The 21,528-nt window shown below is 69.0% G+C and carries 25 protein-coding genes; 17 read left to right on the top strand and 8 right to left on the bottom strand.

From position 1 onward, the window contains the following. Positions 1 to 357: 357 nt before the first annotated feature. Complete coding sequence (locus tag WFK95_RS05780; protein ID WP_336670124.1) at positions 358 to 561, bottom strand: helix-turn-helix transcriptional regulator; 204 nt, start codon at positions 559 to 561, stop codon at positions 358 to 360. Positions 562 to 664: 103 nt separating this feature from the next. Between WFK95_RS05780 and WFK95_RS05775 the strand changes: the two genes are divergently transcribed. From WFK95_RS05775 to WFK95_RS05725, 11 genes are all read left to right on the top strand, one after another. Beyond that, on the top strand, positions 665 to 1,249 hold the full coding sequence (locus WFK95_RS05775) for a helix-turn-helix domain-containing protein (protein ID WP_336670123.1): 585 nt from the start codon (positions 665 to 667) through the stop codon (positions 1,247 to 1,249). Further along, positions 1,236 to 2,399, top strand: coding sequence for a tyrosine-type recombinase/integrase (locus WFK95_RS05770; RefSeq protein ID WP_336670122.1), 1,164 nt, complete (start codon positions 1,236 to 1,238; stop codon positions 2,397 to 2,399). Before WFK95_RS05775 ends, WFK95_RS05770 begins: the two co-directional genes overlap by 14 nt. Before the next feature lie 1,047 nt (positions 2,400 to 3,446). After that, complete coding sequence (locus WFK95_RS05765) at positions 3,447 to 3,785, top strand: helix-turn-helix domain-containing protein (RefSeq protein ID WP_336670121.1); 339 nt, start codon at positions 3,447 to 3,449, stop codon at positions 3,783 to 3,785. A gap of 53 nt (positions 3,786 to 3,838) precedes the next feature. Further along, positions 3,839 to 5,632 carry a DNA primase family protein gene (locus tag WFK95_RS05760; RefSeq protein WP_336670120.1) on the top strand — a complete coding sequence of 598 codons (1,794 nt, stop codon included), beginning with the start codon at positions 3,839 to 3,841 and terminating at the stop codon, positions 5,630 to 5,632. Further along, on the top strand, positions 5,632 to 5,835 hold the full coding sequence (locus WFK95_RS05755) for a hypothetical protein (RefSeq protein WP_336670119.1): 204 nt from the start codon (positions 5,632 to 5,634) through the stop codon (positions 5,833 to 5,835). Before WFK95_RS05760 ends, WFK95_RS05755 begins: the two co-directional genes overlap by 1 nt. Before the next feature lie 54 nt (positions 5,836 to 5,889). After that, positions 5,890 to 6,183 carry a hypothetical protein gene (locus WFK95_RS05750; RefSeq protein ID WP_336670118.1) on the top strand — a complete coding sequence of 98 codons (294 nt, stop codon included), beginning with the start codon at positions 5,890 to 5,892 and terminating at the stop codon, positions 6,181 to 6,183. 1,059 nt (positions 6,184 to 7,242) lie between these two features. Next, positions 7,243 to 7,899 (top strand): hypothetical protein, encoded by a 657-nt coding sequence (locus tag WFK95_RS05745; RefSeq protein WP_336670117.1) that lies wholly within the window; start codon positions 7,243 to 7,245, stop codon positions 7,897 to 7,899. 1 nt (position 7,900) lies between these two features. Beyond that, positions 7,901 to 9,625 carry a hypothetical protein gene (locus WFK95_RS05740; RefSeq protein WP_336670116.1) on the top strand — a complete coding sequence of 575 codons (1,725 nt, stop codon included), beginning with the start codon at positions 7,901 to 7,903 and terminating at the stop codon, positions 9,623 to 9,625. Positions 9,626 to 9,650: 25 nt separating this feature from the next. Beyond that, on the top strand, positions 9,651 to 10,040 hold the full coding sequence (locus WFK95_RS05735; RefSeq protein ID WP_336670115.1) for a hypothetical protein: 390 nt from the start codon (positions 9,651 to 9,653) through the stop codon (positions 10,038 to 10,040). Beyond that, positions 10,037 to 10,267 (top strand): hypothetical protein, encoded by a 231-nt coding sequence (locus WFK95_RS05730; protein WP_336670114.1) that lies wholly within the window; start codon positions 10,037 to 10,039, stop codon positions 10,265 to 10,267. The genes WFK95_RS05735 and WFK95_RS05730 overlap by 4 nt, the downstream gene beginning before the upstream one ends. A gap of 73 nt (positions 10,268 to 10,340) precedes the next feature. Next, positions 10,341 to 10,583, top strand: a complete 243-nt coding sequence (locus tag WFK95_RS05725; protein ID WP_336670113.1) for a hypothetical protein — start codon at positions 10,341 to 10,343, stop codon at positions 10,581 to 10,583. Positions 10,584 to 10,640: 57 nt separating this feature from the next. Here the strand turns inward: WFK95_RS05725 and WFK95_RS05720 are convergent, their stop codons facing one another. Both WFK95_RS05720 and WFK95_RS05715 read right to left on the bottom strand, forming a co-directional pair. Further along, positions 10,641 to 12,029 carry a TraM recognition domain-containing protein gene (locus WFK95_RS05720; protein ID WP_336670112.1) on the bottom strand — a complete coding sequence of 463 codons (1,389 nt, stop codon included), beginning with the start codon at positions 12,027 to 12,029 and terminating at the stop codon, positions 10,641 to 10,643. A gap of 3 nt (positions 12,030 to 12,032) precedes the next feature. Next, complete coding sequence (locus tag WFK95_RS05715; RefSeq protein WP_336670111.1) at positions 12,033 to 12,278, bottom strand: hypothetical protein; 246 nt, start codon at positions 12,276 to 12,278, stop codon at positions 12,033 to 12,035. 129 nt (positions 12,279 to 12,407) lie between these two features. Between WFK95_RS05715 and WFK95_RS05710 the strand changes: the two genes are divergently transcribed. The 5 genes from WFK95_RS05710 (at position 12,408) to WFK95_RS05690 (ending at position 15,334) form a co-directional block, all read left to right on the top strand. Beyond that, on the top strand, positions 12,408 to 12,599 hold the full coding sequence (locus tag WFK95_RS05710) for a hypothetical protein (protein WP_336670110.1): 192 nt from the start codon (positions 12,408 to 12,410) through the stop codon (positions 12,597 to 12,599). Further along, the gene (locus WFK95_RS05705) at positions 12,592 to 13,245 is read left to right on the top strand and encodes a hypothetical protein (RefSeq protein WP_336670109.1); all 654 of its coding nucleotides are present in this window, start codon (positions 12,592 to 12,594) and stop codon (positions 13,243 to 13,245) included. The genes WFK95_RS05710 and WFK95_RS05705 overlap by 8 nt, the downstream gene beginning before the upstream one ends. A gap of 155 nt (positions 13,246 to 13,400) precedes the next feature. Continuing rightward, entirely contained in the window at positions 13,401 to 13,760 is a 360-nt protein-coding gene (locus tag WFK95_RS05700; protein ID WP_336670108.1) for a hypothetical protein, read from the top strand. Further along, on the top strand, positions 13,753 to 14,373 hold the full coding sequence (locus tag WFK95_RS05695; RefSeq protein WP_336670107.1) for a hypothetical protein: 621 nt from the start codon (positions 13,753 to 13,755) through the stop codon (positions 14,371 to 14,373). The genes WFK95_RS05700 and WFK95_RS05695 overlap by 8 nt, the downstream gene beginning before the upstream one ends. Beyond that, positions 14,366 to 15,334: a hypothetical protein gene (locus WFK95_RS05690; RefSeq protein WP_336670106.1), complete on the top strand. Its 969-nt coding sequence runs from the start codon at positions 14,366 to 14,368 to the stop codon at positions 15,332 to 15,334. The genes WFK95_RS05695 and WFK95_RS05690 overlap by 8 nt, the downstream gene beginning before the upstream one ends. 63 nt (positions 15,335 to 15,397) lie before the next feature. Here the strand turns inward: WFK95_RS05690 and WFK95_RS05685 are convergent, their stop codons facing one another. The 4 genes from WFK95_RS05685 to WFK95_RS05670 all read right to left on the bottom strand — a co-directional run bounded on the left by WFK95_RS05685 (position 15,398) and on the right by WFK95_RS05670 (position 18,946). After that, positions 15,398 to 16,432 (bottom strand): hypothetical protein, encoded by a 1,035-nt coding sequence (locus WFK95_RS05685; protein ID WP_336670105.1) that lies wholly within the window; start codon positions 16,430 to 16,432, stop codon positions 15,398 to 15,400. Positions 16,433 to 16,470: 38 nt separating this feature from the next. Continuing rightward, entirely contained in the window at positions 16,471 to 17,232 is a 762-nt protein-coding gene (locus WFK95_RS05680; RefSeq protein WP_336670104.1) for a hypothetical protein, read from the bottom strand. 117 nt (positions 17,233 to 17,349) lie between these two features. Beyond that, positions 17,350 to 17,652 carry a helix-turn-helix domain-containing protein gene (locus WFK95_RS05675; RefSeq protein ID WP_336670103.1) on the bottom strand — a complete coding sequence of 101 codons (303 nt, stop codon included), beginning with the start codon at positions 17,650 to 17,652 and terminating at the stop codon, positions 17,350 to 17,352. A 571-nt stretch (positions 17,653 to 18,223) separates the two neighbouring features. Continuing rightward, entirely contained in the window at positions 18,224 to 18,946 is a 723-nt protein-coding gene (locus WFK95_RS05670; RefSeq protein WP_336670102.1) for an antirestriction protein ArdA, read from the bottom strand. A gap of 247 nt (positions 18,947 to 19,193) precedes the next feature. Here WFK95_RS05670 and WFK95_RS05665 point away from each other — a divergent pair, with 247 nt between their 5' ends. Next, a complete protein-coding gene (locus WFK95_RS05665; protein WP_336670101.1) occupies positions 19,194 to 19,784 on the top strand; it encodes a hypothetical protein in 591 nt (196 codons plus the stop codon). A gap of 82 nt (positions 19,785 to 19,866) precedes the next feature. Here the strand turns inward: WFK95_RS05665 and WFK95_RS05660 are convergent, their stop codons facing one another. Further along, positions 19,867 to 21,486 (bottom strand): recombinase family protein, encoded by a 1,620-nt coding sequence (locus WFK95_RS05660; RefSeq protein WP_336670100.1) that lies wholly within the window; start codon positions 21,484 to 21,486, stop codon positions 19,867 to 19,869. Positions 21,487 to 21,528 lie beyond the last annotated feature (42 nt).

The following is a 21,528-nucleotide window of genomic DNA, read 5'->3' as shown; positions in this document are numbered from 1 at the left end:
CGGAGCGGAGGTTGTTGTCGTAGATGGTGCTCATGGGTGGATTCCTTCTTCTAAGTGGACGTTCCATGTGGCGGTTTCACCGGTTTTGTCTGTGTGCCCGGCGGCATTGGCACGGTCGGCGACGGGGATGCGGGCTGCTGCCTGTCGGTGGCCTTGCTCAATCAAGACGCCCTGCAAGTAGATACCGAGTGGCTGCCCCGCTGACTGAGCGCGGAACTCGTACGCTTTCGCAACTCGGCTGATCTTTGAGCTTGACCAGGTGACACCGACGTCGGCAACAAGTCGTGCGATCTCTGCCCTGAGGGCATGAATGTCCCGCTTCCCGGCGCTCGGTCCGCCGGATGTTGTGGTCGTCATCTACGCCGCACCGCCGTGAGTGGTGGCGGCTTCCTGTTGCTCGATCCACGCCAGGACGCTGGATCGGCGCCACACTCGCCGGCCGTTCAGCTTGAAGCTCTTTGGGCCGGTGCCGATGCTGTCCCAGTAACGATGAGTTCCTTCGGCCGCGCCGGTCAGGGCGGCGACTTCCTTGATTCTGATGATGGGGTCGATGTCTTCCATGTCCGAGTCACCTCTCGTGTGTGTCGTTGGCACGATTTGAGAGTACGCACAAATGCGGAGACTTGTCTACACGTCATGTGATTTCTGCGATACTGTTGGGTCCATGAGCGACTTGGAACAGGTGACCGACCGCAACTTCGCGGCCAACGTAAAGGCGAGACGGGAAGCCATGGGCCTCTCTAAGGCTGAGTTTGTTCGCCGTCTCGCTGACCTGGGGTGGGGTTCCGCTCACCAGACCACGCTGACGCGTATTGAGGACAGCGAACGTCCAGCGAGGCTGGGCGAGGCTCGGCTGATGGCCGCAGCTTTGGATGTGCCTCTAGGGACGCTGATGCAGAAGCCTGAAATCAACGATCTTGCAACCCATCTGGATGAGTCCGAGGAGGCGCTGAAGCGGCGTTCGGTTGAGTTCTCGCACGCGATGTTCGCCTATGAGATTGCCCGCCGCGACCTACTGGAAGCGCGCGAGCGAGCCAAGCAGGCGGGTCTCCCGCTAGCAGACGAACAGATCGGCCTGTCGGAGAGTTTTCCCGGCATGGTCGTGAGGAGCGTGCCATCACGGGTCGACAGGATCATCGACGATCCGAAGTTCCGCGGAGAGCTGTTCGCAGCGCGACACGCTGGCGATGAGATCACCGACGAAGAACGGTGGCTTATCAAGCTCGAGGACCGCCATGCAGACACGTAACCGGCGCTCTGGCGTCGAGGACCGTTGGACCCGCGCCGACGGCGAGCCGACCGCACGCCACGGCAAGGGGCTCCGATGGATGGGCCGCTACGTTGACGACGAAGGCCGCGAGCACACCAGGTCGTTCGCCCGGAAGATCGACGCCAAGACGTGGGTCGATGACCAGTCGGCAGCTCTAGTCAACGGGACGTACGTCGATCCGAAACGCGGCATCATCACCTTCTCCAGCTACTACCGCGAGTGGTCGCAACAGCAGGCTCACTGGACGCACGGGACGCGCGCGGCGATGAACCTCGCGGCGAACGGCGTCACGTTCGGCGACAAGGCATTCGCCAAGCTCGACGAGTCCGACGTGCAGCGATGGGTCAAGTCGATGGCCGACGACGGGCTCGAGGCGAGCACTATCCGCACCCGTTACGCCAACGTGCGAACGGTGATCCGGGCGGCCATGCGGGGACGCAACCGCTGTCTGTCGTTCGATCCGATGGATGATGTGAAACTCCCCCGCGCTACGGGCCGCATTCGGATTCCCACGCCCGCCGAGGTTCGAGCGCTGCTGTCGGCCGCGGGCCCGGAGTTTGAGGCGTTTGTCGCCCTGTGTGGGTTCGCCGGCCTGCGCCTCGGCGAGGCGGCGGCGCTCCGTGTGTCCGACGTGAAGTTTCTCGAGCTGGAGATCCACGTCGAGCAGCAGGTGCAGCGGGCGAACGGGAAGGCCGTCGAGATCCGTGCTCCGAAGTACGACAGCGTCCGCACCGTCGCGACGGACGAGGGCCTGATGCGGATCCTCGCGCGGCATGTCGCCGATCGCGTGCCGGGCAAGGATCCGAATCGGTGGATGTTCCCCGGCGAGGGTGAGCACCCGATGCACCAGAACAGCGTCGGCTACCGGTGGCGGAAAGCCCGTGTCGACGCCGGCCTCGACTGGGCGCCCCACCTGCACGACTTGCGGCACTTCTTCGCGTCCGGGTTGATCGCGTCGGGGTGCGACGTGGTGACGGTGCAGAAGGCGCTGGGCCACAAGTCCGCGTCGGTCACGCTGAACACGTACTCGCACCTCTGGCCGGACGCCTCGGACCGGACCAGGAAAGCGACCAAGACGCTGATGGCATCGGTGTTCGCGGAACGGCCTGCGAAAGCTACTGCGGACTGACTGCGGACTGAGACCCCTTCTACCGGGCCTGACCTGCAGGTCTACACATTGAAGCGGAACTCGACCGCGTTCCGTAAGTGTGTGTCATCATAGTACAGATGTGAGATGCATCACAGTTCATTGACGAGGGCGCGGAGGCTCAGAGTCGCCGGGTGTTTAGCTTCGCTACAGATGTGCGGCAGGGCCGTGAGGCTCGGCCACAGGAGGACGCGAGCCCTGGCGCGAGTCCTGACGCCAAGGACACCTGGTGATCATCACGATGGTGTCCTGCGCGGTGCTCCGCGTGGAGCTCCGCGTGGGTCTGCACGTCCCCATCCACAGGCGTTCTTGGCCTCAGTGCTGGCGGCTGTTCCCGGCAACTGGGAACACGCATCTTTGCAGGCACCGAGGCCGTTTGACGCTGTCGTGGACCGCGGTGTTCCCAGACGCTCTTCCAAGTGGGAACAGGCCCCTCGGGTGCATTCCTGCTGCATAGAGCGATATCTCTCTACGAGATTCCGGTCATGTTCCCACTGTTCCCACTTCTGACGGGTCCCGTGCCCGCGCCCGCGCCCGCGCACAGGCGCGCCTGCGGGGACCGCCGCAAAGTGGGAACAGTGGGAACAGCCCAGCCTCGAGTGCTCGTACCTGCGACGATGCCCTCCGTGGCTGTTCCCACCGAACTGGGTACAACAGCGGAGGAGCGATGCGGCGGCGATGCGAAAGTGCTGAGGCGCGCTGAGGCGCACGGCTTCACGCCGAATTGCGCTCGTCGGTGGCGGGAGGCGCTGAGCCGCGCTACGCTGGAGGCGTCCGCATGGTGAGCACTCGTTCACCATGGGCCACCATCCTTGGCCGCCTCGGACGTTGACCGGGCCGATTCTGGATCGTTCGGCGACGGTGGCTCTGCTGCTGTCCCGGAGTGCGCGACGGAGCACTCCTGCCGCCACTTGACTCGAGGCCGCATGACGGGCGCGACGACCGCGCCGCTGCTGCCGGGCCGGAGGGCCGATTGCCTCCGGGTGCACCATCCTGTGACGGGGTGGTACTGCACCGGAGGACTGTCCCGTGGGTACCAACGACCCGAACCATGCTGACGCCCTGCTGACCCTGCGCGAGGCGTCGGAACTCAACTACGGCGCTCCGTCGACGCTGCGCGCCTACATCGCCAGCGGGAAGCTGCCGGCCGTGAAAATCGGCGGCCGCATCCGCATCCGCCGCGCCGACCTCGAAGCCCTCACCGTCCCCGCCCGCGGCGGTGTGAGCACCGAGGAGGCGATCGCGTCGGCGGCGCGAGCGCTCGTGGCCACGGCGCCGCCCCTGAGCGCTGAGCAGCTCGACACGATCGCGGCCGCCTTCGCTGACGCCGTGGACCGAGAGCTGCACCGTGGGGCGGCGATCGCATGAGCGCAAAGAAAAGCCCCGCTGCTGGTAACAGCGAGGCTTCAAACGAGCATCAGGTGGCGGGCAACCACGTAGACGACTCTACCAGCCCCGGGCTGTCCGAGACGGCTCTGCGCAAGCAGGGGCTGCGCATGTACCTCGAAGGGCAGGACCGCACGGCGCTGCGCAAGCTCGCCCGGCAGGACCCGGACCGGGTGGCCGCCGGCGTGCTCGCCATGCAGAACGAGGTGATCGCCGTGCAGAACGCCCGCCTGCACGCCGGGGAGCGCGGGAGCGTGCACCCGAAGATCGCTCTTCGTAGTGACCTCGGGGTGTTCGAGGTCGTGATGCTCCTGGTGAACCTGCACTACGGGTGCCTGCTGACCGCGGAAGGCAAGGGCAAGCCGCTTCCCGCGATCTATGACGACAACGAGAACTCGAGGACCTACGGCACCTACCGGGTGGCGCCGGATGAGCTGATGGCGCTAGCGACGCGGTACGGCCAGGGCATGGACACGCGCGTGCTGCGGGAGGTCGTGAGCTCCCTCGGTCGTCTCGCCCCGCGGCGCAACGCGCTCACCGCGCCGAACCTGGTCGCGGTGAACAACGGCGTCTTCGACTTCGACACCAAGGTGCTGCACCCGCTCGACCCGGAGCACGTCTTCACGTCCAAGATCGGCGTGGACTACGTGGCGGGCGCGACCAATCCGATCATCGCGGAGCCCGACGGCAGCACGTGGGACGTGGCGTCCTGGATGGACGGGCTGTCGGACGATCCCGAGGTGGTCGACCTGCTCTGGAAGGCCATCGGCGCCCTGGCCCGGCCGCACGTGAAGTGGAACAAGGTCATCTGCTTCTACTCGACGCGGGGCAACAACGGCAAGGGCACGCTGCTCTCGCTGATGCGCACCCTGGTGGGTCCGGGGAACTGGATCAACCTGCCGCTGGTCTCCTTCGGCGCGCAGTTCGGCCTGGCGGAGCTGCTCGACGCCGGACTGCCTCAGGCAGTGTTGACCGATGAGAACCCGGTCGGCGTCTACGTCGAGCGGGCCGACAACCTCAAGGCTGCGATCACGCACGACGCGCTCTCGATTGAGCGCAAAGGCGTCGACAAGCTGTCTGTCGTGTGGAACGGCGTGATGGTCCAGTGCGTCAACGATCTGCCGAAGTTCCGCGACCGGACCGAGTCGCTCGTGCGCCGCATGCTGATGGTGCCCTTCGACAAGTGGTTCGGCAGCGTCGAGAACAAGCGCATCAAGGACGACTACCTCGAGCGCCCGGCGGTGTTGCAGTACGTCCTGCACCGAGTGCTGAACATGGAGCCGTACGACTCGCTCCCGGAGCCCGCAGCGTGCGCGCGGCTGAGGGTCGAGTTCTCGGAGAAGAACAACCCGGTCCTGGACTTCTGGACGGAGCACCTCTATCAGTTCACCTGGGACCTGCTGCCGTTCACGTTCCTGTACGAGATGTACAAGGCGTGGAGCAAGCGGACCAACCCCAGCGGCAAGGTGCTGAGCAGTCGGCAGTTCCGGGACGACCTGCTCAGCGCCATCACCAGCGAGGGCCTCGACGAGGTGTTCGCCTGCCACTCCGACCCTCGTCATAAGTACAGGACCGACGGCCGGATCAGCTGCTGGGCCGAGCCGCTGCTGGGCGCCTACCGGTTGGACTCGTGGATCGACGGTTGGAGCGGTGATCGAGTCCGCCCCGACAAGGTCAAGTCCACCGAGCGCGGGCTGCTGCGGCGTCCCGGGGCTTACATCCCCCACCGTAGAGCTCTTGGGCCGCAGCCCTCCCAGCCAGCGCCGGGCGCCAGCGGGGCGCCCGGATCAGGACCGACGTCACCCGACGACTTCCGGGGGGTGGAGTGATGAACCGCCGTCAGCGTCGGGCTCAGCTTCGTGGGCCGCTGCCCCTCGCCGAGTTCAGCGCCGAGCTGCGTAAGGCGGTCGCCGGGGACCCGAGCGGCGACCTGTCGATCAAGCAGTTCTGGGACGAGTTCAGCGCGGAGCGCGGGATCGCCGCGGCGCTCCCCACGGAGGGCGGGTTGGAGGTGCTCTACCGAGACCGATAGCCGCAGCCAGCAGAGAAGTTCACGACAACGATCATCAGAACCAAGGAGAAGAACATGACCAGCACCACCCGTACCGTGGCCGCCATCGACGCCGAGATCGCCGAGATCGAGGACAAGCGCGCGGCCCTGGCTACCCGGATGACCGCCCTCAAGCGCGAGCGCAAGGTGGCCGTCGAGGCCGAGCGCGTGCAGCGTGAGCGCGACCTGGGCGCGGCCCTGCTCGAGCACGCCGGTGACCGGGCGGCCTTCATGAAGGCCGCCGCGGCCCTGTACGCCGGTGTCGCGGAGAACGACGCCCCGGTGGCTCAGGACGGCCCCGAGCGTGTCGCGGAGAATCCCGCCGCCTGACCCGTCCAGACCCGCACCCCTGTCGCGAACTCCGCGGCAGGGGTGCTGTCGTCTGCGGAGCATTCTCACGACAGCCCGGTGTGCCTCCGACATGTCCTGTGTCCCGAGAATCAGCCTCCGAATAGCTCGGCCGAATAATGCGATTCCACGATTCATCCGTGGGGCCGATGATTCGCGCCTCGAACCGTGCGACCGCGGTCTAACCGATAGTGGTCGCATCAGGAACCGGTACCGGTCGTTTCAAGAACCAGTACCGGTCGGACTGCGGTCCGCAATCGGTCGCCTAGCAGTCGCTTAGCGGTTCTTGAAACGACCACTAACCGACCAGTAGTGGTTAGATACCGGTCGCCTGGATGAATGGCTAATCACAGATTCTCGCCGCCCTTCCCGTGGCTGTGGACGGGTGTGGATCACACGTTCTCGCACCCGCGGGCATCCAGGCCTCGGTGCCGCCTCGGCGCCTCGAGCCCGGCGGCGGCCACGCCGGCCTCCCCTGCGTCCGCTGCGTGGCCGTGGAGCACCGGGCCTGCCGCACGGCCGGCCCGGTGCGTGTACGCGCCGGCCACGGCACGCCGGAGCCGTTCCCCGGCTCAGGACGCTCAGGGCGCTCAGGAGCAGGTCGCTGACCTGCGGCTTCGCGTGCCGCGCTCGCGGTTAACCCTGCGTCACGGCACAGCGGGCCGCGACCTGGGGCTTCGCGGTCGCCGAGCCGCCTCGGCGGCGATCCGCGACCTGGGCGATCAACCGCGCCGCCGCAGGTGGGAGCGGTTTCGCCCGCGAGCAGGGCTGCGAGCGCCTGTGCCGACGGCGTCGGCGCTGGTCGGCGACGCGCTTATAAGGGCGAGTGACGCAGGAGCCCTCGCCCTCCGGCCCGCCGGGCCGCCCCTGGGGGTCCAGGGGGCGCGGAGCGGCCCCCTGGCAAGCCCCCCGCCGTGCGGTGTGTGAGCGGAGCGAACACACTCGCGTTTACGGCGGGGGATGCTTGCCGTCGTTGCGAGGCTCCGAATCAGGACGTAATGTCGTTGTTGATACAACGGGGCAACGGCGAGCGGAGCGAGCATGGCGGCGAAGGCCAGCGGGGACGGAAGGGCGGCGGCAGCCGCTCGTTCCGGCACGCTGTCCGAGGCCGCCACGGCACCGGTGGAGGCCGCGAAGCGATCGGAGCCGGTGCCCTCCGCGACCGTGGTCGCGGAGGCGGTGCGCCGCCGTGCGGCGGGCGAGAGCTTCGCGGCCATCGGCCGCGCGCTCGGGGTGCAGCCGCGGCGCGTCTCGTCCTGGTGCCGCGCAGCGGCGCCCGAGACGGTCGTGCGGCGCCCGCGGGCCACGACCCGCTCGAAGCCTGTGTCGATCCGGCTGCCGCTCGAGCTGCACCGGGCCGTCCTGCAGCGCGCGAGTGATGAAGTGATCACTAAGTCACTACTCGAAGTGATCGAGCTGGGACTACGCCGCTCTCGGGGCGCGGGCGCCGCGGTGCCCGACTCGACGCGACGCGCCCTGTCCGCGGAACTAATCGCTGCGAGTAATGCGGTGTCGTCGTTCGAGTCCCAGCTGCGCGCGGCCGGGCGGCTGCTGAACCAGATCGCGCGGTACCTCGGGACGTACCGCGAGCTGCCGGTCTCGATCACCGACGAGCTGGCCGCGGTGCGCGAGTCGGTGGACAAGCTGGCGGCGGGGATCGCCGAGCTGCGTGCCGCGGTGGACCGGGCGGTGGCGTGACATGGCGATCTTTAACGTCGCGGCCACCGGGGACTCGAACGCCCTCGGGCACTACCTCGACGGCGGCGGCCGGGCCCACGACGGGCACGGCGGCGACGGCAGCGGTCAGCGCAATCTCGCGGTGTCGGTGGTCGGGACCGGCTCGGTGCCGACGTTCCTCCGGGACGTGAAGCAGACCCGGCTGGATTATGGCAAGGACCATCTGAAGGTCGTGACATACCACGGTGTCTTGTCGTTCACGAACGAGGAGCTGGATCCGAGCAACCCCGAGCACGTCGCGCTGGCCCACGGCGTGGCCCGTGAGATCGCGCAACAGGGAGTCCCGGGGCATCAGGCGCGCATCTGGATCGAGGCCGACAATGGCCGAACGGTGATGCGCGGCGGCGTTCCAGTCCGGGAGAAGGGCAAGCTGCACGCTCATTACGAGTTCGCGAATGTCGCGGAGGCGGCCGGCACGATCGAGTGGGTCGACAAAAACGGTGTCGCGCGTTCCAAGAGCTACGAGGCGGGCCGGGCTTTCGACGGCGACATGAAGAACGTTCATCGCCTCCGCGCCGTGGTGGACGCGGTGGTTGCCGAGCGGCTCGGCTACGACAACGCCCGGTTCGTGATTGAGTGCCGCGAAGCAGCGAAGGGTCGCGGCGACCGGCCCGACAGTCGCGACTACGCGGACCGCGCCGACCCGGACGGTCCGGGCTACAGCAGCCACGACGAGGTTCGGGTGAAGCTCCGCGGCGCCCGTGCGCTCGCGACGGACTGGGACGACTACACCGCGCGCCTCGGCGCCGATGCGGTGTCGGTGCAGACCCATGGCAAGGGCGGTGCGAGCTACGCCTGGGTCGGCGACGACGGTGTGGAGCACCGCGCTCGTGCGAGGAAGCTCGGCAACGACTTCACCCGCGCGAGCGTCGAGGATCAGTGTCGCGAGAACAGCGCTGCCATCGCCCGGGGCGAGCAGCTCGTCGCGCCGGACCCGGACCCGCTGCCCGCTCCCCCGGACCCGGCGACGCGACCGCGCCCGGTGTTCCTGACGCCGGACGGTCGCCCGCCGTGGGAGCGCGACGGCGGCCACGAGGACTTCGCCGGGCGGGTGGCGGCTGCCGGCGGCACCTACGAGCAGCGTGCCCGCGCCGGCCTCGATGCGGCGCTCGACGACAGCTTTGTCGTTTCGCGGGACCACCTGATCGCCAAGGCCCCGGACCACGGCGTCGAGGTGGAGGGCCGCACTGGCGAGGTCGAGGTGAGCGTGGCCGCGATCGACGGCCAGGGCGCGGTGAGGTTCGAGGACAGGCAGCTCGGCGCGGGGTACGGCGCCGATGACATGGACGCGTGGATCAAGACGAAGGGCAGGACCAGGAATGACGACAGCCGAGGAACGACTGGCAGCGCTGCAGGCGGGCGATCCGACGACACCGGCGCCGGAGCCGGCGGAGTCGCTGTCAACGACGTTGACAGTGCTGGTGTCGCGGCTCGACGCGCAGCAGCGCTCCATCGAAAAGCTCGTGAGCGTGCAGAACTCGACGACGGACGCCGTGAACCTGTTGGTGGAGGCTCCGGCGCCGGTGGACCCGAGCGCGAAGGTCGCGGAGCTGAGCACGAAGATCGCGGAGCTGAGCAAGGCGGTCGAGGCGCTGGCGGCCAAGCCGGCACCGGAACCCCCCGCCGACGCCGGCTTGTCGGAAACCCAGCTCGAGCGGATAAGGGAAGCCGTCAGATCGGCGACTGAGCCCGTCGTCAGCGAGGACGGTCGGGTGCGCACCCCGGTCCGGACCGACAGCGAGCGCGAGGCGGCCAAGGAGCTGAGGGCGATGCTCGACCGGTCGGATGCGCTGACCCAGCGGGTCGAGGTCGTCACCGAGCGCCTGTCCTGGGACAGCGGCAGCTGGTTCAAGGCGGCGCTGCTGGGGCTGCCGTACGCGGTGGTGCTGGTGATGCTGCTCGCCCTCGTCGTGCCGGTGTCGGCGGTCTTCGGCATCCCCGCGTTGAGCGCGTGGGCGTGGGAGAGCTTCGGGGCCGCCGACTCGGCGTGGGGGCGCGGGGCGATCGTCGTGGCGGTGCTCGCCGTCATCGCCGGTGTGGGGTACGCGGTCTACCGGGGCGGCAAGTGGCTGGCGGGCAAGTACGAGGAGGCGATCCGATGATCGAGGAGTCGGAGTCCGTGAGCGCTCGCCTGGACCGGCTGCGGAACCGGATGCTGTGCAAGCGGTGCTCGAGACCGGCCGCCGCGAAGATCACGCACGGTGGCATCTGGGGCGGGCGGTCGCTGTGGGTACAGAGCCTTGCGTGCGGTGGGTGCTACGAGGCGATGGTCGCGGAGATCCGCCGTGACGACCGCGTTATCGACGTGACTTGGCTCGACCGGAGCTGAGTCGAGATAGAGGAGGTAGGACATGGCGGAACAGCGGGTTGACCCGAAGAAGACGAAAGAAATCCGGCGCTTGATGAACAGCGGCGACAAGGCCGTCGAGCACCGGTACGGGGAGGCGGTGAAGGACTCGCCCGAGTACCGCAAGGCCGCTGGCCAACGAGCGGCCGTGGCGGGCCGTGAGCGCCGGCGCGAGCAGCGCGCAGCCGGACAGGGCGCGCAGGCCCCGGCCAAGCCCTCGGCGCGGGACCGGGTGCTGGCCCAGGAGAAGCAGCGTCAGGAGCAGCGCGCCCGGCAGGGCGCCTCACGCGGCCGGTGACGGCAGAACCGAGCCCCGGTGACCATCACGGTCACCGGGGCTCTCTGCTGTGCTGCGTTAGGCCGCGGCGGGCGTGCTGGTCGCGGTGGCCGTCTTGAACGGGATCGTCGATATGTCGAACAGGTCCACGAGCAGCCCGGCCTCGCTGAGGGCAGGGCCGGTCGAGTCCGGGTGCGAGCCCCGGAGCAGGCGTCCGTGGTCGATGCTGTCGGGGATCAGCTCGGCGCCGTGCATCGTGTCCACGCGCTCGCTGGTCTGCGACTGGTTGCCCTTGTGGTCGACGGTGATCTTCTGCCACTCGCTCTGGCCGTGCGCCCAGGCGGCGGCCTTGAGGATCTCGGGCTCGGTGGTGCCGGTGCCGGCCAGGCACAGGATCGACGGGAACACCGCGCGCAGCTCGACCATCCCGGCCTCCCCGTACCGGCGTGCGAACTGGGTCGTGGACTGGACCGCGACCAGCAGTGCGAGACCCATGGCCCTCGATTCCGTGACGACCGTGGGGAGCTTTGACCAGGGTAAAGTATTGCAAAGTTCGTCAGCCACAACTAGCAATTGCGGAAGTGGAATCTTGCGGGTCTGGCCGCGGCGCCAGTGGTTGGAGATCGCGTCCACGGTGGCCACGGCGGCGCCTGCGGCGACGCCGTCGGCCGGGGCGACCATGAACAGGGTCGCGCACCCCTCCTCGAGCATCTCCGGAAGGAAGGGCACCTCGCCGGGGCGTCCACGGACCGTGGTGCGCAGCCAGGGCACCAGTCCGGTCTTCGCGGTGATCCGGACGGAGTCGCGGAACTTCTCCTCGCCGGTCATCGCCTCCTCGATCTCGTCGGCGAGGTCGTCGGAGCCCATCCTCTCGAGCCGGTCGATCGCATTGATCCAGCAGGGGGTCTCCGTGTCCTCCTCGGTGGGCGGCTGGATGCGCCCGACGGCGGACCGTGCCCACCTCACGCCGTCCTCCCCCGCGGCGCGGAGCACCCCGGCGAGCACCGCGATCGTGGCGCTCTCCCAGAACGAGTCGCCGCCGCTGTCCTTGCCCCCGCCGGACTGTCCCGCGGTGCCCGACTTGAACAGCTCGCCCGCGATGTCGAGCGCGTCGTCGTCATTGGCGATCAGCGCGACGGGGTCCGCGTACACGCGGATCACGCCGGGCGGCAGGACGTCGTCGGGCACCTGGCCGGACATGTCGAGAACGTAGGTCTTGTCGTGGCCGCCCCACTCGAGGCGCCGCTCCAAGCACAGGTCGATCAGGTCGGGCTTGGACGAGATGGCGACGGCGGGGCCGTCCCACATCAATAGCCCGGGTCCTAGTACCCGTCTCGACTTCCCGAGTCCCGTGAGCCCGGTCACCAAGCAGTGCGGGCCCGTCCGCGCGGGGCGGCCGTCGATGAACCCGCCGAACGGCGTCTGCTGCGGCTTGAACGGACCGGAGTCCTTGCGGTACAGGGCCATTGCCTACCCCTTGTCTGGCGGCTGCTCGCCGCCGTGGTGTCGGATCTGCATGGCGCGGCGGCCGGTCTCGGCCCGGCGCTCGCGGTCTGCAGTGGTCACGGCTTCGATGACGGCCTGGATGCCCGGGTCGTCGAGGTGGTCCAGGCCGTAGCGGACCAGGGCCCTCGACAGCAGGCCCGGGCCGATGCCGGCGGCCCCGGCGGACGCGCGGAGCTTCGCGGCGTCGGTCTCGCTAAGGGTGACAGCCACGCGCACTGTCCCCTCGTTCGCTCCTTCGCTCATCGAGCATCGTTCCTCCCTAGTCTCGTTGTATTCGTTACGGGACTATAGTAGCGTTGTATTTATTACCGATCAACCATTTCACACGGAGGTAGCCGCATGGGCAGGGGTCGAGAGAACGGGCGTCGTCGCAGCTCAGCGCTGACGATCAAGGCGGTGGTCGCCGGGCTGCTGTTCGTCGCCGGGCTGGTGCTCGGCGGCGCCGGGCGGGCCACGATCACCGCGCCGCCGTCGTGCGAGACCCCGGACGCGACCGCCCCGGCCGCTGCGGGGGCGATCCGGCATGGCTGATCCGCACAGCACCCGCGAGCGGTCGGCCTGGGTCCTGAGCCGCGCCGGCCGCGACCCCGGCGCGCGCCGCCGGGGCGAGAAGCTCGCCGCCCGCGCGCGGCGCATCACCCGCGACGAGGCCGGTGCAGGGGACGCGGGCGTGGCGGAGGTCGTCACGCGGGGCCGGTTCAGCAGGCGCTGGCACAAGCACGAGGACCGCCGGGTCGCGTGGGCCGTGGCCTACGGCCTGGTCGAGGCCGGGCGCGCGCTCGCCGTCGGCCCCGGCCTGGCGATCGGCTGGGCCGCGTACGGCGTGCTCTACAAGCTGGTGCCGACCCGAGGCCCCCTGCGGTGGCGGCGCCTGGCGGTCGTCGCCGGCGTGGTCGTCCCGCTGGTGCTCCTGGTGGTGCTGTCGATCGGCTGGTTCGGCGGCCCCGTGCCGTTCGCGGCCAAGTACGCCGCGCTGCAGGCGATGGTCGGCGCCGGCCGGGTCGCCTGGCTGGCCCGGGCGTACGGCTGGGAGGCCGTCACGGGCGGCAGCAGCGGCGGTGCGGGCACCGGCCCCGCGCGGCCCGCGCCGATCGTGGTCCGCACCCCGAAGCCGGAGGCGCCTCCCCAGCCTGTGCCGCCCACCGTCGTCGTGATGCGGGAGAAGTCGGACGGCTGATGTGGATGGCGGCGCTCGGCCTCTGGTGGGCCACCAGGGAGGAGGACGGGGATGGAGAGCTGGATGTGGGCGCTGCTGGCCGCGAGCTGCGGCAGCGCGTTGATCGGGATGACCTGGGCCGACGGTCGGTCCAGGCGAGGGAAAGGGAGTGACCGATGAGTGGGAGCAAGGGCGGCCTGAGCCGCACCGACCAGGCGATCGAGCGGTTCTTCGCCGCTATGGAGCGACTGTTCGACCGCGTCGAGGTCCTGCAGGAGCGCGCCACCGAAGCGTTCCGGGAGTTCGTGTATCGGCACCAGTGGGTGGCGGGGCTCATGCTGCTGGGGTTCGTCGGGCTGTACGTGTGGATGTTCTGGTACGGGTTCACGCACGAGCCGCCGGCGCGGCGGCCCGAGGAGGAGTGGCACCTGCCCGACTGGTCGGTCTCGACGTGGACCAGCATCGCGCTGGGCGTCGGCGTCGTAGTCCCGGCGCTGTGGGTCTGGTGGCGGCGGCAGGAGCACGGCAATGACTGATACACCGCAGGTCAGCGTGCACGTCCAGAGCGGCGCGGGCGAGATCGTCAGGCTCGTGGCGACCATGATGCTGGTCGGCGGCGCCATGAGCGTCGCCTGGGCGGTGGCGCGCACCGGATACGCTGAACTCGCAGGCAGCGGCCTCGCGGTGATGCTCGTGACCGCGGCCAAGCTGCTCTGGAAGCGCGGCATGATCGTCGTGCCCGAGCAGTCGGCCAGCGCCGACGGCCTGGCCGAGACCCGGTCGACGATGAAGCGCCTGACGGCCGAGTGGGCCGCGTTCCTGGGCCGGGCCTCGGTGCCCGCGATCGTGCTCCTGAGCATCGCCTACGCGATCGGGTTCCTGGCCCTCCGGGCCGGGGTCATCAAGTGCCTCACGGTCTTCTCGAACCCGTGGATCGCCGGTGGCGTCGGAGCCATCGTGGGTGCGTTCCTAGTGGCGCCCCGGCTGTTCCCCAGCATCGCGGCGGCCATGAAGTCCAAGCCTGCACCCGCCGCACCGGACCCTGCCCCCACTCCACCCACGTCCCCCGCACCGGCGCCTGCTTCGCCCGTGCAGCCGGCGCCGATCGTCGTGCGCCGCAAGACCCCGAAGGAGAACGAGAATGTCTGATCAGCCGCGCTACGTCGATGAGGACGGCAACCCGGTGGACCCGGGTTCGCTCGACGAGTACGAGACGGTGCCCGCGCCCGCCGCGGCGGGGCCTGCCGCACGGCCGGCCACGCCGGTGGGCGCCCCCGCGCCTGCGCGTGGTGGCACCGGCCCGAAGCTGCTCGGCGCGGTGGTCGTGACTGCGCTCGTGCTCGGTGCGGCCGGGGTCGGTGCGTACAAGGCCGGGTGGATCGCCCCCGGCAGCACCGTGGCGGCCGCACCGTCGGCCACGGCGACCAGCTCGGAGCCGTCGTCCGCGGCGGCCACGACGTCGGCCAGCGCGAGCAGCTCGGCACCGTCGAGCACGTCGGAGAACACCGCGCCGGTGGCCGTCGACAGCTCTAGGTACACCGGCGCCAAGTGGCCCTCGACCGCGTTGAGCGCGCCGTCGGTGCGCCTGCGGGTGACGGACTCGGTGAAGCTGCCGAGCAGCAGCGGGCTGTGGAACGCCAACGTGTCGCAGGCATTCGACAGATTCGCTCCGTGGTGCGACATCGCCGCGACCGCCCCGGGCCGGATCACGGTGCAGACCGTGGGCCGGGCGGCCGTGACGAAGCCCTGGGCGGAGTCGACGGTGGACGTCACCGGCGCGCCCAAGGTCGTGGGCGAGAACAGCGGCGAGAACGTCGACGACTCGTCGGAGCTGGTCAACGTGGACGGGAGCCCGGAGGGAGATACCGGCCCGGACAGCGGCAAGCCGGTGACGTACCGGGTGGAGGGCGGCGACGTCCCGGTGGCCGCCAAGGGCAAGCGCAAGAACTCGGTCAAGGTCTCGGTGATCAAGCGGGACGGCGCGACCAAGGACGTCGTGTGGCTGGTAGCCGGTGGGGTGCTGATGCGCGCTGTGGTCGAGGAGGTCGGCGGGAGCAGCGAGCCGAGCGCCGACGAGGGCACCGAGGCCAAGGACACGGAGGGGAACTAGCGCTGATACAGCGGAGCCCGGACCAGCATCGAGCTGGTCCGGGCTCCCTCGTGTTGCGGGCGGCTACGCGTTGCAGACGTCTATAGCGGACGCGGGGTTGAACGCTTGGTTCGCGGTCCCCACGAACAGCCTCCGGTAGGCCCGCTTCCCGTTGCACGTGCCGGGGTCGAACGCGATCAGCTGCACCGGATAGGTCTCGGGCGCACCGTCCATCACCGAGCCCATCGCGTTGTAGCCGGTGCCGCGCCCCTCGGCGCGCTCGCCGCCCCAGCTCGACCAGGCGATCCCGGTGACGCGGCCCGTGATCGAGCCGCCGTTGTAGACCTCCGCCGGACGCTCGGTGCCGTACCCGGTGCCGTTGGACGGCATGGAGCCCAGCACGATCGCCGCGCGGCTGGGCGCCTCGGTCTCCGCGGCCGTGGTAGCCGTGGTGGGCGACGGGGCTGCGCTCCCGGGGCCGGTGAAGGTCTCGGACCGCTCGTTGGACAGGAACACGCCGCTGAGGCTCTTGGTGTTCCAGCAAGTCAGGCCGGTGTAGGCCGACGCGCAGACCCACTCGCCGAAGTAGACGCTCTTCCCGTAGGCGACCGTGGGGATGGCGTAGCCCGTGCTCGGGGTGACGTTCATCCAGCCGGTGGTGCCCTGGGTCGTGCGGACCTCGCCCACGCGGTCGTTGATGAACGGGAACAGCCACTTGCCCTTGCAAACGCCACCCGCGACCGTGGTGCACCCGAACGGGCTGTTGCTCGCGTACTTCCGCACGCCGCACTGGCCCTGGTAGCCGGTGCCGTCGGCGACCTGGAAGTCGCACTTGATCCCGCCCGAGGGCGTGGAGAGGTGCGCGGACTTCACGCCGCCTGCCACGTAGGTCGGCAGCGGCTCAGCGTCCGCAGGCCGCGGCCCACCGGCGCCGGCGTAGGCGCCCGGGACCGGCGCGCCTGCCGGTGCCGCGGTGGTGGACGCTGGGGCCTGCGAGGCCTCCCCCTGGGTCGACTCGGCCGCCGAGACGGTCGCGCCGGCCACGGGCTCGGCTTGGCCGTCGCTGCAGCTCGTCAGGGCGAGGAGCACAGCTGCGAGCAGGGCGAGGACGGCTGCCACCGGGATCCGTGACGGTGCTGCAGCTCGACTCACCGTGCTCACGCCCACTCGAGCTTCATCTCGTAGAACCGCGGGCTCCCCTGCATGAGCCCCCAAGCCTTGAGCGGGTCCCATGCGTCGCCCACGACGGATACCATCGCGATCTTGTTGTCTTGCCCGCCCTTCGCCACGTCGGGCACCTTCTCGCTGCCGACCTCGACGTTGAAGTACCCCGAGCCCGCCTGCGCAGTGTCCTGCATCTGGCGCCTGTCGGTGCAGGTCTCCACCACCCGCACTGTCAGATCCTGTGAGACGAGGGCGCTGCCCTCCTCCGGGTGTCCGTAGACCCCGTCGGTGTAGTGGACGCACGCGTCCTTGCTCGTGAACTGGACGATCGTGCCCTCGCCCGGGTAGCTCATCACGTGCGGATCCGCTGCGACCATGGCCGCGAGCTTCGGGAGCTCAACGGATCGGGTGATGACGAGTTTGAGCCCGGTCTTGGTGTCGCCCTCCCTCCGGAACATGGCCTGCGTGAGGTGCTTGCGGTTGCTGATGGTGATGCCCGCCTCCTGCGGGGTGCGCGCCTTACTGGTCGCCGCGCCGCTGGTCGGGACGCCCGTCGTGGCCACACCGGCACCGGTGCTCTCGGGGGTGTCGTCCTTGGCGACCATCGCGATCACGAGCACCAGGACCAGCACCAGGAGCAGAGCGACGGCGCCGCCGAGGAGCACGACGATGTTCTTGTTGCGACCTGGCTGCTGCGGGGACTGCGGCGGCTGGCCGGGCGGGAACTGCGGTCCGCGCTGGTTCGGGTAGTTCATGGGATCCTCCATTCCACCCGACCAGCGGCAGCGCTGATCGGGCCTGGGTACACGTGGTGTCGACCGCGCACGGGCGGTCGTGAGCAATGGCGCGGCCCGCTCGAGGGCGGGGCGGCGCTAGTTGGTGGGGTGCTGCTCGGCGGCGAGCACGGCGTGATCCTGCTCGGCGCGCTCGTACAGGGCCGACGGGGTGGTGCCCATCGCTGAGGCCAGCTCCCAGAGGGCGTCGGAGCCGATGGCGCCGTCGCCCAGCTCGAGGCGGCTGATCGTCGCCCTGGACGTCGTGCTGGCCGCGGCCAGCTCGCCCTGGGTCATCCCGGCGTCTCGGCGGGCCGCACGGATCGCGCGGCCGAGCGCTGCCCGGCGCACGTCACGCACCGCCCGCTGAGCGGGCGTCAGGCGTGAGTTCGATGCGGGCATCCCCGAATCTTCGCACGTCGATCTTCTCCATGAACCTCCCCAGACTCGATGACGCAGTACTGCGGCAAAGGGTAACCGACGACACCTTCATGCGTTAGTCACATGAGTTATTCGCGCGGCATCCCGTGACGCCGCCGAGTCGGCTACCGGACACCGTCGCCGGGCTCGCGCCCGCGTCGTCATCGACCCTGTGACCAGCACGTTATGGCGGACAGCGTGGGAGCGCAAGGGATTCCGCGGGGTTCGATTTGGAGGCGGCTGCTACCCTCTACATCAGGCACGAACAGCACCTGAGGGTAATCATGGTCACAATTCTGTCGCGTGTCCCAGATGGTGAGAAGAAGAGCCCCGTACCGCGTTGGCGGCACGGGGCTCAGGTCACTCGAACGGGGGCTCGTCGTGCACCTCGGTCACGATACCGAAGGAGTGCAGCAGCTCCTTTGCTCGAGCGAGATCGACTGGGCCGCTTAGGCATCCCACGCACGCCGTGCACCCGTCGCGATCCGTGAGCTGCAACGTCTCGCGCTGGTGCATTGCGCACCAACGGATTTGGTAGATCACGGACGCCTCCTCAGGCCTCATGGAACACGAACACGGTGAACTCCGGCCCGTCGATCACGTTGTAGCCCTGCTCGAGGTCTCGAGCGTAGGCGGTCAGGTCGAAGTAGCCCTTGACCTCGTCGGGGACGTGGTCGAGCAGGCCGGTGCTGGCGAGGTACTCGTCGGCGTAGTCGCGGAAGCTCGACCACTCGCCGGCGTAGGCGTCCTCGAACTCCTTGACCAGCGAGGTCTCGGGATCGGTGATCCAGTCGCGGTCGAGCAGCCATGCATCGAAGGCCTGGCGCTGCCACTCGGGGACCAGCTCGAGGACCTCGGCCCACTCGGTAGCGGTCGCGGGGCTCATCTCGCCCCTGACCGGGATGCCCTCATGGTCCATCACCCACAGCTCCTCGTGTGTCTCGGCGGGGATCGGGCGGCCGTGCAGGGCCGACGTGGTCACGCCTGCGGCGTCGGCGGCCTTGAACCAGTCCCCGATCAGCCGACCCGCGTTGTAGCACTGCAAACAGCCGATCCACACGGCTGGCGCGGTGGACACCTGGCGATCGACCACGGTGATCGGCGTGCCCGTCACGACCTCCGCCGGCGTGAGGTAGCCGTCGTCGCCGGGGGCCAGGGCGTTGGCCTGGTTGTGCTGGTCAGCGGCCTGGGCGCGGGTCATGCCGCGCGCCCCGGGTGCGAGGACACGACGGGCGATCATGCGCTCGATCCACAGCTCGTCATCGGTGAAGGTCATGGCTGGAAGTCCCCCTGCATCGGATGGATGTGTCGTCCATCCACCCGGGCCCGGCTGCGCCGGGTGCAGGTCCTGAGCCTCCTCAGCGTGAACAGCAGGCCCCCAGCCGGTGCGGGTGGCCTGCCGACGTAGGAGGCCGGCCAGCTGCGCCGGGCCGCCCCTGCGAGGATTTGCAAGATAACCAGCACCCCAGAGGTGCGCCAGTTATGCTCACGTAAATAATTGCCAGCAAACAAGGCGGGGACAAATGAGCTTCTGGAAACAATGGAAAGACCTAACCCAACACACGGAAGGGGTAATAATCGCCCTAGGCCGCGAGAGGGAGATCTGGAACGGATTGAAACTAGACGATCCGAGTAACGTTGTTCTAACCGATCGGTCGCGGGGCCGGAATTACCAGACAAGCCTGGGAGAACACCTCGACGCGATCAACGATCGCAGCCTTCTGTACGGATCCATTTTGATTCATTCCTACGCCTTGTGCGAGGCGACCGCGTGCGACGTGTTGGGAATCGACTCGCGCGACGCCGGCGGCGTGGAATCATGGGCCGGGAGCCTGCTTACGGCGAACGGGAGGTCCTGGGAGAATCTCGATCACTTCGTGGACAGTCGTGGCCATGTAGAAAAGTTCGGAGGTAAGGCATTCCTCGTCGAGGCCGCAGTAGCAAGAAATTGCTGCGCGCATAAATCAATGATTTTAGACCAGCGTGCGGTAACTAGACTGAACGATTCAGGAAACACGGCCTATTCTGTGGGCGACGAAATCGGGTTGGACTATGACAGACTGTACGAATATAGAAATATCCTTCGCACTGTAATGCGAGTTGCGAACATTTGATCCCGGGTACAGGAGTTAGTAGCGCCGCAAGCCTTGGCGCCAATCCCTTTATTACTATAAGGGAGCCGAGATGTGACCTGCGTCACCTCGGATGCCTCAGCTCGATCCGCACGGACTCCTTGTCGAACCCCTTGCGCCCCCGCGGTGCCGGCAGCAGTGTGACCGTGATCAGCGCGTCGATGACCCGCCGCTGCAGCTCCAGGCCGCCGGTCAAGAACACGAGGTCCGGCTCCTTCCCGAGGAGCGGCAGCGCAGCGCCATCGGGGCGCCGCTGGGCGAGGCGCTGGCGCTCGAGGTCGTCGATCCGCTGCCGTGCGCCGTCGCGCACTCGTTTGAGGTCCGCGGCCTCGATCAGCTCGGCGCCGTAGTCCCTCTCCGCGCGCGTGATCCGCCCACGCTGCTCCTCGAGCGCGGCCTCGATGCCCGCGGCCTGGGCCGTGGGCCCGTCCCCGGCGGGGACGCCTCCGTGCTTGGAGAGCAGCTCCGCGCACCCGGTGCGCACCAGGGTGTCGATGTCACCGCCCGTGCGGTTCAGGTGACCGTTCGTGCGGCAGCGGTACCCGCGGGCGGTGCCGCGCACCGGCAGCCCGCAGACGCCGCAGAGGTACAGGCCCGAGCCGAGGTGCTTGCGGCCGGTGGTGCCGTGGTTGGTGACCCGCGTGGGGTCGTCGAGCTTCGCCTGCGCGGCCTTCCAGGTGTCCTCGTCGACGAGCGGCTCCCACTGGCCGAGCACGGGCCGGCCGTCCTCGTCCACGACGATCTGGTCCCGCCAGGCCCGGCGCCTGCCGCGCTTGGCGTCCTCCGGCCGCGCGGTGCCGTCCTCAATGCGCTGGCGGCGAGCGGCGTTCGCGGCCACGGCCGCCGAGCGGGCCTTGGTCTCGGTGTAGACCGAGTACCCGGCGTAGCGGGGGTTGCGGAGGATCTCGAGCACGCTCGACTCCGGCCACGCCTGGTCGGCAGGCGGGACCTCGCGGAGCTTCTGCTGCTTCTCCTTCGGGAGCTTGCGGTTCTCCCGGCGGCGGCGCTCGTTGCGCTCGAGGATGAGCGTGCGGCTGTGCCGCGGTGTCTTCGGCACGGCGGCATGGTGCTCGTCCGGCTCGCCGGACAGGGCACGGGCGATGCCGCGCAGCGTGCCCTTCTCGCCCAAGAAGGCGGCGTAGATAGCCCTGACCGCCGCGGCCTCGCTGTCGATCACGTCGCCGGCCAGGTCGTAGCCGATTGGGCGCACGCCCTTCGGAGGGCGGCCCTGACGGGCGCGCTGCTGGTGTGCCGCCTTCTGCCGCGCCGACTTCCGGTCGACCTCGCCGCGGGCCACGGCCGCCTTGATCCGCGCGTACATCCTGCCGCCGTCAGTGCTCAGGTCTGCGTCGCCGTTGGCTGTGACCAGGGCCAGGCCGCGCTCCTCGGCCGCGTCGATCCAGTCCTCGAGCTGCCGGGGCTGACGGGTGAGCCGGTCGAGATCGTAGCAGACGATCGCGGTGAACATGCCGGCGTGGTAGTCGGCGACCATGCGGTCGTACCTGGGCCGGACCTTGGTCTTGTCGGTGGCCGAGCGCGACTGATCGACGTAGGTCTCGACGACCGTCCAGCGTCGGTAGGCCGCGAGTTGTTCGCAGGCTTCACGTTGCCGGTCGATGGCCAGGCCGTCGCCCTCGCGGTCCTGACTGATTCGTAGATAGATGGCGCAGCGCGTTTCCGGCATGGCGCCATACTATCGCCCAGATGACCCCCTGTTACGGAACGC

The sequence above is a fragment of the Tsukamurella sp. USMM236 genome, from assembly GCF_037148755.1.
Classification (GTDB): Bacteria; Actinomycetota; Actinomycetes; order Mycobacteriales; family Mycobacteriaceae; genus Tsukamurella.
The sequence above is the reverse complement of the archived record's forward strand: the minus strand, read 5'-3'. Positions and strand labels throughout refer to the sequence as shown.